Origin of the sequence: Pantoea ananatis PA13, from assembly GCF_000233595.1 — a bacterium.
Classification (GTDB): Bacteria; Pseudomonadota; Gammaproteobacteria; order Enterobacterales; family Enterobacteriaceae; genus Pantoea; species Pantoea ananatis.
Genome location: NC_017554.1, coordinates 2,600,061 through 2,612,333, shown reverse-complemented (window position 1 = coordinate 2,612,333; position 12,273 = coordinate 2,600,061). Strand labels below are relative to the sequence as shown.

11 protein-coding genes and 1 other RNA gene are annotated in these 12,273 nt (G+C 54.4%); 8 read left to right on the top strand and 4 right to left on the bottom strand.

Going from position 1 to position 12,273, the window contains the following annotated elements; all coding sequences use genetic code 11:
- Window positions 1-3 precede the first annotated feature (3 nt).
- The 7 genes from ihfA to PAGR_RS12270 all read left to right on the top strand — a co-directional run bounded on the left by ihfA (window position 4) and on the right by PAGR_RS12270 (window position 5,803).
- Window positions 4-306 (top strand): integration host factor subunit alpha, encoded by a 303-nt coding sequence (gene ihfA, locus PAGR_RS12300; RefSeq protein ID WP_006118960.1) that lies wholly within the window; start codon window positions 4-6, stop codon window positions 304-306.
- A gap of 99 nt (window positions 307-405) precedes the next feature.
- The gene (gene btuC / locus PAGR_RS12295) at window positions 406-1,395 is read left to right on the top strand and encodes a vitamin B12 ABC transporter permease BtuC (RefSeq protein WP_013025581.1); all 990 of its coding nucleotides are present in this window, start codon (window positions 406-408) and stop codon (window positions 1,393-1,395) included.
- Between the two features lie 33 nt (window positions 1,396-1,428).
- Window positions 1,429-1,974 carry a glutathione peroxidase gene (locus PAGR_RS12290; protein ID WP_013025582.1) on the top strand — a complete coding sequence of 182 codons (546 nt, stop codon included), beginning with the start codon at window positions 1,429-1,431 and terminating at the stop codon, window positions 1,972-1,974.
- Complete coding sequence (btuD, locus tag PAGR_RS12285) at window positions 1,975-2,724, top strand: vitamin B12 ABC transporter ATP-binding protein BtuD (RefSeq protein ID WP_014605965.1); 750 nt, start codon at window positions 1,975-1,977, stop codon at window positions 2,722-2,724. It begins immediately after the preceding gene.
- Window positions 2,725-2,790: 66 nt separating this feature from the next.
- The gene (locus PAGR_RS12280) at window positions 2,791-3,249 is read left to right on the top strand and encodes an NlpC/P60 family protein (RefSeq protein WP_014605964.1); all 459 of its coding nucleotides are present in this window, start codon (window positions 2,791-2,793) and stop codon (window positions 3,247-3,249) included.
- A 292-nt stretch (window positions 3,250-3,541) separates the two neighbouring features.
- Complete coding sequence (locus PAGR_RS12275) at window positions 3,542-4,276, top strand: EAL domain-containing protein (protein ID WP_014605963.1); 735 nt, start codon at window positions 3,542-3,544, stop codon at window positions 4,274-4,276.
- A 90-nt stretch (window positions 4,277-4,366) separates the two neighbouring features.
- Window positions 4,367-5,803 carry a protein adenylyltransferase SelO gene (locus PAGR_RS12270; protein WP_014605962.1) on the top strand — a complete coding sequence of 479 codons (1,437 nt, stop codon included), beginning with the start codon at window positions 4,367-4,369 and terminating at the stop codon, window positions 5,801-5,803.
- Window position 5,804: 1 nt separating this feature from the next.
- On the opposite strand, the gene PAGR_RS12265 is transcribed toward PAGR_RS12270, so the two are convergent.
- Together PAGR_RS12265 and ppsR are read right to left on the bottom strand one after the other, a co-directional pair.
- Window positions 5,805-6,851, bottom strand: a complete 1,047-nt coding sequence (locus tag PAGR_RS12265) for a 3-deoxy-7-phosphoheptulonate synthase (protein WP_013025587.1) — start codon at window positions 6,849-6,851, stop codon at window positions 5,805-5,807.
- Between the two features lie 152 nt (window positions 6,852-7,003).
- Complete coding sequence (gene ppsR, locus PAGR_RS12260; protein ID WP_013025588.1) at window positions 7,004-7,831, bottom strand: posphoenolpyruvate synthetase regulatory kinase/phosphorylase PpsR; 828 nt, start codon at window positions 7,829-7,831, stop codon at window positions 7,004-7,006.
- Window positions 7,832-8,247: 416 nt separating this feature from the next.
- Between ppsR and ppsA the strand changes: the two genes are divergently transcribed.
- Window positions 8,248-10,632 (top strand): phosphoenolpyruvate synthase, encoded by a 2,385-nt coding sequence (ppsA, locus tag PAGR_RS12255; RefSeq protein WP_013025589.1) that lies wholly within the window; start codon window positions 8,248-8,250, stop codon window positions 10,630-10,632.
- Window positions 10,633-10,698: 66 nt separating this feature from the next.
- Here the strand turns inward: ppsA and rprA are convergent.
- An RNA gene (gene rprA / locus PAGR_RS23170) (antisense sRNA RprA) lies at window positions 10,699-10,807 on the bottom strand.
- Window positions 10,808-11,061: 254 nt separating this feature from the next.
- Window positions 11,062-12,162, bottom strand: coding sequence for an AI-2E family transporter YdiK (gene ydiK, locus PAGR_RS12250; protein ID WP_014605961.1), 1,101 nt, complete (start codon window positions 12,160-12,162; stop codon window positions 11,062-11,064).
- Window positions 12,163-12,273: the final 111 nt, after the last annotated feature.

Below are 12,273 nucleotides of genomic sequence, written 5' to 3'. Positions count from 1 at the left end.
CCTATGGCGCTTACAAAAGCTGAGATGTCAGAATACCTGTTTGAGAAACTCGGGCTGAGCAAACGTGACGCAAAAGAGTTGGTGGAGTTGTTTTTCGAAGAGGTTCGCCGCGCGTTGGAAAATGGAGAACAGGTTAAACTGTCGGGGTTTGGTAATTTTGACCTGCGTGACAAAAACCAACGTCCGGGCAGAAACCCAAAAACGGGAGAAGATATTCCCATTACTGCGCGTCGCGTAGTGACCTTCCGTCCAGGGCAGAAGCTTAAAAGTCGCGTTGAAAACGCCACACCAAAAGACAGTGACTGATCCCAGTGTTTCAAAAAGGCCGCGCAAGCGGCCTTTTTCATTTCTTTTTTTCGCAATCCTTTTACAATCAATCCTCTGTCATTCTGGCTAATTCTGCTTATGTCCCAGCTTGAACAACTTGCTCTGCACAGCGATCGCCGCAGTAAAGCCTGGCTTTTGGGTCTCGGGAGCCTGCTTCTGGTGTTATTTATCCTCAGCCTGTGCGCGGGTGAGCGCTGGATAAGCCCCACACAATGGTTCAGCGACAGCGGCAGGCTTTTTGTCGGCCAGCTTCGCCTGCCGCGCAGCCTTGCGGTTATCCTGGTGGGGAGCGCGCTGGCTCTGAGCGGCGTTGTCATGCAGGCGTTGTTTACCAACCCACTGGCCGAACCCGGGCTGCTTGGCGTTTCCAACGGGGCCGGCATTGGCCTGGTCGCGGGCGTTCTGTTGAGCAGCGGTTCGCTATGGAGCCTCAGCTTTTCGGCAATGGCCGGTGCGCTGGTCGTTACCCTGATTCTGTTGCATTTTGCCCGGCGTCATTTATCCGTCACGCGTTTGCTGCTCACTGGCGTTGCGCTGGGGATTATTTGCAGCGCGATCATGACGTGGGCCGTCTATTTCAGCAGCAGCCTCGATCTGCGCCAACTCATGTACTGGATGATGGGCGGCTTCAGCGGTATCGACTGGCGCTATGGCTGGATGATGCTGGCGCTGCTGCCGGTTATCCTGGCGCTCACCACAGCGAGCAGGGTGCTTAACTTACTGGCGCTGGGGGAAACGTCAGCCCGCCAGCTTGGGTTGTCACTGTTTTACTGGCGTAATCTGCTGGTGTTGGCCACGGGATGGCTGGTTGGCGTCAGCGTGGCGCTCGCCGGCGCAATTGGCTTTGTGGGCCTGGTGATTCCGCACCTGCTGCGGCTGGTGGGTCTGAATGACCACCGTGCGCTGCTGCCGGCTTCGGCGCTGGCGGGAGCCAGCGTATTGCTCGGCGCGGATATTATTGCCCGCCTGGCGCTGGCCTCCGCTGAGTTACCCATCGGCGTGGTCACGGCAACGCTCGGCGCACCGCTGTTTATCATCTTGTTAGTCAAATCGTCACGTCAGCTTTAGCTGACATACATGCATTAACCACAGGAACTCCGTATGAGCATTTATCAAACTGAACTGGTTACACTGGATGGTGAGAAAACGGCGCTGTCCTCCTGGCAGGGACAAGTGCTGCTGGTGGTCAACGTGGCCTCTAAATGCGGCTTAACCCCACAATATGAAGCGCTGGAAAATATTCATAAAGCCTGGCATGAGCAGGGCTTCAGCGTGCTGGGTTTCCCCTGCAACCAGTTTCTGGAGCAGGAGCCAGGCAGTAGCGAAGAAATCAAAACGTTTTGCAGCACGACCTACGGTGTGACGTTTCCGATGTTCGAAAAGTGTGAGGTCAATGGTGAGCATCGTCATCCGCTTTATGCACAGCTGGTCGCGGCGAAACCCGAGGCCGTGCGTCCGGAAGAGAGTGGTTTTTATGAGCGCATGGTCAGCAAAGGACGGGCTCCCAAAGCGCCGGGCGATATTCTGTGGAACTTCGAAAAATTCCTGATAGGGCGTGATGGCAGCGTTATTCAGCGTTTCTCACCGGACATGTCGCCAGAAGATCCCATTATTCTGGAAACGATCAAACAGGCGCTGGCAAAGTAAGTGTTGCTTAGGCTGGAAAATGCAGCCGTTCCCGGACGGCTGCAACCCGTAAGCGGCACGATGCAGGCCGGGCAACGGGTGCATCTGGTGGGGCCGAATGGCGCAGGGAAGAGCACACTGCTGTCAGCCCTGGCGGGATTGGAACCCTTTACCGGCCGCGCCACGCTACTGAATACCGCCCTCGCCAGTTGGACAGGCCCGGCGCTGGCCAGCGTGCGCAGCTGGCTGCCTCAGCAACAGCTTCCTCCGGGGCAGATGCCGGTTTACCACTATCTGCGGCTGCATCTTTCGTCTTCCACCTCGCCAGATGAAGCCCGACTCGCCACGATACTGTCGCGGTTGCAGTTGGATGATAAATTAGCCTGGCCATTGACCCAGCTCTCCGGTGGTGAGTGGCAGCGGGTGCGGCTTGGCGCGGTAATGATGCAAATCGATCCGCAGATCAACGCCAGAGGGCAATTACTGATCCTGGATGAGCCCATGACGGCGCTGGATGTTGCTCAACAAAAAGCGGTGGACGATCTGATTAGTGAACTCTGTGCCGCAGGAGTTTGCGTTGTCGCCAGCAGTCACGATCTTAACCATAGCTTATGGTATGCCAATCAGGTCTGGCTGTTACATCAGGGCCAGGTGGTGTTGCAGGGCGAGCCTGCGGATGTCCTTCGGCCAGAACAGCTTTCGCCCCTGTACGGCATTCCGTTTCGTCAGCTCATCTTAGAAGGACGGCCTCTGCTGACCGTTTTGCCCTGAGACTTGCCACCTGGCGCGCTTTGCCGCTACATTAATCCCGTTACTCTTTATTAAGGATGAGCTGTGATGCGCATGGGGTTGCTGTTATTCGTTTTATTGCTGGTGGGCTGTAGCCATCATGCACCGCCCATTAACAGTCGCCTCTCTGACTCCATCACCGTGATAGCGCAACTCAGAGATCAACTGGGAAGCTGGCGGGGCACGCCTTACCGTTATGGTGGCATGAGCCGCGGCGGGGTGGACTGTTCAGGCTTTGTCTACCTGACGTTTCGCGACAGGTTTGATCTGCAACTTCCCCGCACCACTTCCGCACAAAGCGATATCGGCACCCGCATCAGCAAAGACGATCTCTTGCCCGGTGATCTGGTGTTCTTCAAAACGGGGAGTGGTGAAAATGGCCTGCATGTGGGCATTTATGACACGGATAACGCTTTCATCCATGCGTCCACCAGTCAGGGCGTAATTCGCTCTTCGCTGGATAATGTCTACTGGCGGAAGGTCTTTTGGCAGGCGCGCCGCATCTAATTTCTCCGCTGGAAAACCAGTGGGTTTGTGCGGATTAAATCAGAAAAAAAACGGACCTGGAAAAATATTCTTAATTCGGATTTAACCGGTTCGTTTTATTTATAACACCGGACCTAAGAATGTTTTTCACGGTTAACAGAATTGTTCCTGGAATTATTTGGCTTAAAGTTTATTTTTTTAGCCTAACGGTAATGAAGCGATAAAAATATCCATCTCATCAGTCCTTTGCTACTATTGCCAGTATGTTTTTAATCATATACGATGCACTATCGCCACATATTCTGGCTGTAAAATGAAAATTCACCTGTCTGCCGACTACCAGTCGGAAATTTGGTTTTATGCCGCCTGTTCTCAGGAAGGGCACTTAACCGCCATTGAGCTGGCTACGCAGTTCGTGCACGAGAGTGCGCCGATCACGTTGCCGCAGGATGTTCTGTTGCCTCAGCTTGATGAGACACAGCGCCTGCGCCTGCTGCAGCGCCAAATCTCGCTGCTGGAAAAACACCAGACGTTTTTTGAAACCCATCACCTGCTGGCTTTTATGCCTGTCGATGAGGGCATGGCGAACACCATTCTCGAGAGTGAGTTTCTGACGCGCAAAATAAAACAGCTTCCTTTTATAATGCTGGATATCAGCGAAACGTTTCTCTCGCTCAATTTGGGAAAAAATAACCCATTAATCGCCGCGTTAAATCGTGAGTTTAAATTGTCTCTGTCCCATTTTGGCGCAGGGAAATCCTCCACGACAGCCGTTTACGATAATCTGTTTAGCTGTATCAGACTGGATAAACACTTTATTCACTCACTGTCTAAACGTGCTTCTTTTTTACCATTTATGCAGAGCATCATCGATAATTTCCGCAGCCATTGCGATCGGATGATTATTTGTGGTGTGGATGATGAAATTTTACTGGATAAAGTTAGCCAGCTCAGTAACGTCCACCTTCAGGGCGCGCTGTTTCCAGTGGTTAAATCAGACGCCTTTGAGACGTTAATCTACTCTGAGCAATTCCTGCACACTCCCTGATACTCGCACGCCTGCCGCCTGTCCAATCCTGGTCATCAACGCTACACTGTGGGTTTTATCACACGATACCCGGTGTCGTTGGGAGAATTGATGATCTTTGATAACAGCTGGTTTCGTGAGCTTCCTGGCAGCTATACCGCGTTAAACCCTACGCCACTTGCGGGCGGCCGACTGCTGTATCACAACGCGCCGCTGGCGAAGGCAATGGCACTGGACAGCGCATTGTTTTCCGGGCAGGGCCATGGCGTGTGGTATGGTGCCGCGTTATTACCCGGCATGGCACCGCTGGCCCAGGTCTACAGTGGGCATCAGTTTGGCGTCTGGGCCGGTCAGTTGGGGGATGGCCGCGGTATTCTGCTGGGCGAACAGCGGCAGGAAGACGGTCGCAGGCTCGACTGGCACCTGAAAGGTGCCGGGCTAACGCCTTATTCGCGCATGGGCGACGGTCGTGCCGTTGTACGCTCCACGGTGCGTGAATTTCTCGCCTCTGAGGCGCTGCATCATTTAGGCATTCCCACCACGCGCGCACTCACCCTTGCCGTTAGCGACGAGCCCGTTTACCGCGAGACCGCCGAACGTGGCGCGATGCTGATGCGTATTGCACCGAGTCACCTGCGCTTTGGGCATTTCGAACACTTTTTTTACAGCCAGCAGCCGGAACAGGTCAAACAGCTGGCAGACTATGCCATTCGCCACCACTGGCCGCAGCTGGTGGATGAGGCCGATCGTTATCAGCTGTGGTTTGCCGATATCGTGCTGCGCACTGCGCGACTGATCGCCCAGTGGCAAAGCGTGGGCTTCGCTCATGGCGTAATGAATACCGACAACATGTCGATCCTCGGCCTGACCCTCGATTATGGTCCCTATGGTTTTCTGGATGACTATCAGCCGGATTATATCTGCAATCACAGCGATTATCAGGGCCGCTACAGCTTCGAGAATCAGCCCATGATTGGCTTATGGAACCTCAACCGTCTGGCCCATGCGTTATCGGGGTTAATGACTACCGAACAGCTCAAACAGGCCTTAAGCGGCTATGAGAATGCGCTGATGCGCGTTTGGGGAGAGCGGATGCGGGCGAAGCTGGGCCTGCTGACGGCCGATGCCGGGGATAATGAGATTCTTACCGAATTACTCAGCTTAATGAGTCAGGAACGCAGCGACTATACGCTCACGTTCCGTCTGTTAAGTGATACGCAGCAGGCGGAGAGCCGTTCGCCACTGCGGGATGAATTTATCGATCGTTCTGCTTTTGATCGCTGGTATCAGCGCTACCGTCAACGCCTGCTGCAGGAGCGGGTTGGCGATGCCGAAAGGCAGCAGGTGATGAAAGCCGCCAATCCAGCCGTGGTGCTGCGTAACTACCTTGCTCAACAGGTGATAGACGAGGCGGAGAAGGGAGAGAGCGGCGCGTTGGCGCGTTTACATCAGGCGCTTCAGCAGCCTTTTAGTGACGCGGCGGCCGCTGAATATCGTCAACGGCCACCGGACTGGGGCAAGACACTGGAGGTCAGCTGCTCAAGCTGATTTACAGACGGTGAGAAACCGCCTCAGCTAACAGCGCAAGGACCTCTTCGCTGTCCTGCCAGCTGAGGCAGGGATCGGTGATCGACTGACCGTAAGTCAGGGGTTCACCGCTCACCACTTTTTGATTGCCTTCCTCAATAAAACTTTCAATCATTACCCCGGCAACGGCGCGAGAGCCGCTTTTAATCTGCCCGGAGACGTCCAGTGCAACATCGCGCTGACGGCGATGCTGCTTGAGGCAGTTGCCGTGGCTGAAATCAATCACCAACTGCTGCGGCAGACCAAACTCAGCTAAACAGGCAGCGGCTTCGGCAACGTCGCCTGCATGATAATTAGGCTGTTTGCCGCCACGCAGAATCACATGGCCGTGCGGATTCCCGCTGGTCTGGTAAATCGTCATCTGACCTTGTTTGTCGGGCGACAGAAACATATGGCTGGCACGGGAGGCACGAATGGCATCCACGGCAATGCGGACGTTTCCATCTGTTCCGTTTTTAAAACCGACCGGGCAGGAGAGCGCCGAGGCCATTTCACGATGGATCTGGCTTTCGGTGGTCCGGGCGCCAATTGCCCCCCAGCTAATCAGATCGGCAATAAACTGGCCGATCACCATATCCAGGAATTCGGTGGCGGTCGGTAAACCCAACGCATTGATATCAATCAGTAGCTTGCGGGCGATGCTGATGCCGCGATTAACATCAAAGCTGCCGTCCAGATCAGGATCGGAAATCAGGCCTTTCCAGCCCACAACCGTGCGTGGTTTTTCGAAATAGGTGCGCATCACGATTTCCAGCCGATCCTGATAACGCTCACGCAGGGCGACCAAACGCTGAGCGTAGTCCAGCGCGGCGACCGGGTCATGCAGCGAACAGGGGCCAATCACCACCAGCAGACGGGGATCTTCTCCGGTCAGAATGCGGGCAATGCGCTTGCGTGCGGCGGTGATGTTATCGGCCATGGTAGTCGAAAGCGGGTGTTCAGCTGCCAGACTGGCAGGGGAAATCAGGCTGCCAATGCGCGCGGTGCGCAGTTCATCAGTTTTGTTCATGGTGTTCTCTAGGCTTTTTCTTCGCAGCGGTGAAATACCGGGAAGTGATGATGGTCACAATAAACCATTAACCTGCGAATTCAAGCGACAACATGATAATGAAAGTCAAAATGACGGCAGCGGGACGTTACAGCGCCGCCGTCGGCAATTGACTAATACATGCGGCGCGTCAGGCCCATAATATCGAGGATTTTCGTCGCAATCTCTTCCACAGAGTAGTTGGTACTGTTGAGGTAGCGAATCTGGTGAGTGCGAAACAGCGCTTCAACTTCACCCACTTCCAGTCGACACTGGCGCATAGAGGCATAGCGGGTATTTTCTGCGCGCTCCTGACGAATGGCCGCCAGGCGTTCCGGATCGATCGTCAGGCCAAACAGCTTGTGCTGATGCTGACGCAGGGCGGGAGGCAATTTCAGATTATCCATGTCGTCGGCGATAAACGGATAGTTAGCAGCACGGATACCGAACTGCATGGCAAGATACAGGCTGGTGGGTGTTTTGCCGCAGCGCGAAACGCCTAACAGGATCACCTGCGCATCCTCCAGGCCGCGCAACGAAATGCCGTCATCATGCGCCAGCGTGTAATCGATTGCCGCAATACGGGCGTCGTATTTGCCGAGATTGCTGGCATCAAGCCCGTGGGTGCGGTGCGCAACCGGTGCCGGTGACAACCCCAACTCCTGCTGAAGCGGCGCGACCAGTGCCTGCACAATGTCCTGGCAGAAGCCTTCGCTCTGCACAATGATGTCACGGACTTCAGGCGTAACGATGGAAAAAAACACCAGTGGGCGCACGCCGCTTTGCTGATAAAGCGCATTGATTTGCGCCTTAACGGCCTGCGCACGCTGTACGTTTTCAACAAACGGCAGGGTCACGCTCGTGGTGTTAACCGGAAACTGAGATAACACGGCATGGCCTAATACTTCGGCTGTAATTGCTGTCCCGTCGGAAATGTAGAAAACGCTTCTGTCGGTGGTCATAAGTCGTGCCTCGGGCAGGGAAGTCGTAAAAACAAGTGAGATAATATAAGCATGCCTTCAGGGGCAAGTGTAGTCTGGGGCATCGTTTCCCTCTCGCTTTTGCATCATGACGTCACCTGTTCCCTCTTTTTTGCGCCATTAACACCGCCTCAGGTGACAGACAACGCCTGTGTTTGTTGCGCAACAAAAACGCCGCATAACAGGCAGTAAAAAAAATAATGAGCGAATTATCAGCGTATTAGCAAAAAATAAGGGCCTTGCGCAACGCTGAAAAAAACCAGGCGCAATTCTGAAACTGTGTCTGAGAATCTGCTTTAACGATTCAACAGATCGTGTTTAATCAGACGTTATGCCAGGCTGGATTTGTTAATAGCAGGATTTTCCATGTGCCCATTCATTAATAAAGGATCAGTTCAATGTCCAATAAAGGCGAACAGCCGTTAGTACTTTGGTACAACCAGCTTGGCATGCATGATGTTGATCGGGTGGGAGGCAAAAATGCTTCTCTGGGTGAGATGATTACCAATTTGTCATCTCTGGGCGTGTCCGTTCCCAACGGTTTTGCGACCACCTCCTGGGCCTTTAATCAGTTTCTTGAGCAGAGCGGTCTGAACCAGCGTATTTATGCTTTGCTGGATGACACCAATATTGATGATGTGGATCAACTGGCGAAGGCGGGTAAGCAGATACGCCAGTGGGTAGTCGAAACCCCGTTCCAGCCTGAACTGGAAGCCGCGATTCTTTCGGCCTACGAGCAGCTCTCTGCCGACGATGCTGAGGCATCCTTCGCCGTGCGCTCATCCGCCACCGCCGAAGATATGCCTGACGCGTCCTTTGCCGGCCAGCAGGAAACTTTCCTGAACGTGCAGGGCATCGAGTCAGTCATGGTGGCAGTGAAACACGTTTATGCCTCACTGTTTAACGATCGCGCTATCTCCTATCGCGTCCATCAGGGTTACGACCATCGCGGCGTGGCGCTGTCGGCGGGGATCCAGCGCATGGTGCGATCCGATCTGGCGTCCTCAGGGGTCATGTTCACCATTGATACCGAATCGGGCTTTGATCAGGTGGTGTTCATTACCGCCGCGTTGGGCCTGGGCGAAATGGTGGTACAGGGCGCGGTGAACCCGGACGAGTTTTATGTGCACAAGCCGACGCTGGCTGCGAAACGTCCTGCTATCGTTCGCCGCAACATGGGCTCGAAAAAGGTGCGGATGGTTTACGCCGACTCGCGTGAACATGGCGAGCAGGTGCGCATCGAAGATGTGGCGGAAGCCGAGCGCGATCGTTTCTGTCTGAGCGATGCCGAAGTGGAGGCGTTGGCCCATCAGGCGGTACTGATTGAGCAACACTACAAGCGCCCGATGGATATTGAGTGGGCCAAAGACGGCCACACCGGGAAGTTATTTATTGTCCAGGCGCGCCCTGAAACCGTGCGTTCCAACGGTCAGGTCATGGAGCGTTACAGCCTGCAGGGACAGGGCAAGGTGGTGATTGAAGGCCGTGCGATTGGTCACCGCATCGGCGCCGGTACCGTCAAGGTCATTCACGATATCAGCGAAATGAACCGCATCGAAAAAGGTGACGTGCTGGTGACCGATATGACCGATCCCGACTGGGAACCGATCATGAAAAAAGCCTCCGCCATTGTGACGAACCGCGGCGGCCGTACCTGCCATGCCGCGATTATCGCGCGTGAGCTGGGCATCCCGGCGGTGGTTGGCTGTGGCGATGCCACCGAGCGGCTGAAAGAGGGACATACCGTTACCGTATCCTGTGCTGAGGGCGATACCGGCTATGTCTACGATGAACTGCTCGACTTCGACGTCACCAGTTCACAGGTTGATACCATGCCGGACCTGCCGCTTAAAATCATGATGAACGTGGGCAACCCGGATCGCGCGTTTGATTTCGCCTGTTTGCCAAACGAAGGGGTTGGTCTGGCGCGGCTGGAATTTATTATCAACCGCATGATCGGCGTCCATCCAAAAGCGTTGCTGGAGTTCGATCAGCAAACCCCTGAACTGCAGAAGCAGATTCGTCAGATGATGAAAGGTTTCGACGATCCGGTTGAGTTTTACATCGCCCGTCTGACCGAAGGGATCGCGACGCTGGGCGCGGCGTTCGCGCCGAAGCGCGTTATTGTCCGCCTGTCGGATTTTAAAACGAACGAATATGCCAATCTGGTGGGTGGGGAACGTTACGAACCCGAAGAGGAAAACCCGATGCTGGGGTTCCGTGGCGCAGGCCGCTATGTCTCCGAGAGTTTCCGCGACTGTTTCGCGCTGGAGTGCGAAGCGGTGAAGCGCGTACGCAATGAGATGGGGCTGACCAACGTGGAAATCATGGTGCCCTTTGTGCGTACGGTCGATCAGGCTCAGGCGGTGGTAGAGGAATTGGGTCGCCAGGGACTGAAGCGCGGCGAGAACGGGCTCAAGGTCATTATGATGTGTGAAATCCCCTCGAATGCCCTGCTGGCCGAGCAGTTTTTACAACACTTTGATGGTTTCTCTATCGGCTCCAATGATATGACTCAGCTGGCGCTGGGGCTGGATCGCGACTCTGGCGTGGTATCGGCCTTGTTTGATGAGCGTAATGAGGCGGTCAAAGCGCTGCTGTCCATGGCGATTCAGGCGGCGAAAAAACAGGGCAAATACGTAGGAATATGCGGTCAGGGGCCGTCAGATCATCAGGATTTCGCGGCCTGGTTGATGGAGCAGGGCATCGACAGTCTGTCTCTGAATCCGGACACCGTGGTGGAAACCTGGTTAAGCCTGGCGGCGCTAAACAAACCCGCCTGAGGTGATGGATAACCTCCGATGCCAGAAGGCCAGCGCAAGCTGGCTTTTTTTTTTGCTTTTTGACAGGCAAAAAAAAGCCCATCACAGGGGATGGGCAAAGACTACACACAGCAATTCTTTACGCTACTCAGGGGAAATTAGGGCGTTTAGAAATCAGTAACTTGATTTCCAACATAGGAAACATGGTATTCACACGGCTCGCTGGCGTCTTTAAGAATCCTCTTATTAGTTTAAAGGAAATAATATTTTGACGGCTAGGGAGAGCGTTTCGGACCGTTATTATGTTTAGAAAGTAATCATTTTAAGGCGGGAGAGGGGCTAAAGGCGTAAAACATGCGTTTTATCTTAAAGTACGCTAATGAAAAAAAGGCTGGCGATATCTTAATCAGCCAGCCCACTTAACGAGTACTAATCATATAAAAGGAGGGATCAGGGCTTTTGCTCCGGTGATTCACTTACCACGCTTAGCGGATCGGCCTGCGGCGCAGGCACTTCATGCATCCAGACAGAGACCAGTCGGTAAGAGACAGCCAGCACAACCGGCCCGATAAACAGGCCGATCATACCAAACGCGATTAATCCCCCAATAACGCCGGACAGAATCAGAATCAGCGGCAGATCGGCGCCCATACGAATCAGCACCGGCCGCAAAATATTGTCCAGCGTGCCCACAACACAGCTCCAGATCAGCAGTACCGTGCCCCAGGTGGTGTCTCCACTCCAGTAGAGATAAACAATCGCGGGCACCAGCACCAGCAGCGGGCCGATCTGCACCAGGCAGCAGAGGATCATCAACACGGTCAGCAAGGTGGCGTAGGGGATACCGGAAACGGCTAACCCGATACCGCCCAGTACGCCCTGCACCAACGCAGTGACGACAACGCCCAGCGCCACCGCGCGTACTGCCTGTCCGGCCAGCAATACGGCAGCATCACCGCGTCGGCCAGCCATGCGCCAGGCAAAATGCCGGATGCCCTGTGCAGCCTGCTCACCGCGCCAGTAGAGCAGTACGCTGAACAACAGCATCACGGCCAGGTGGATCATAAAACGGCCAAAGTGCCCGGCCTGCGCCACAAAAAAACCGGTGGTACGGCCAACATAAGGTTGTAACTTCGCCATGATCGCTGCGCCGCCGCCCGCCACCAGTTTCTGGTAACTGGCATACAGTTTCTCACCCACCATGGGAATATCGTTGAGCCAGCTCAGAGTGGGTAACATATGTCCCTGAGTCGCCCAGGCGATGACCGGTGCGCTGTTATCTATCAGGCTGTTAACCAGCAGGGCAACCGGGATGATAAACAGCAGGAGCAGCAGGATAGTCATCACAATGACCGCCAGCGAACGCCGCCCCCACAGCAGGCGCTGTATCTTCAGCATCAGGGGCCAGGTGGCAATAACCACCATGCTTGCCCAGGCGAAGCCCAATATGAATGGCTGGACAACCCACAAGCACGCGGCGATCAGGAGTAAAATAAAAATCAGGGTAAATAACATCTGGGGAAGATCAATCTGCCGTTCCAGGCTTTTCATCTTGTGCGTTACCTCATTGGAATTCGTCAACTCAGGGGATGACGCTGCCCCGTAATCATGGGCTATTTCAGGGCGTTTAAACAGGCTTGTAAAGAAAAGGTTTCAGCCCTT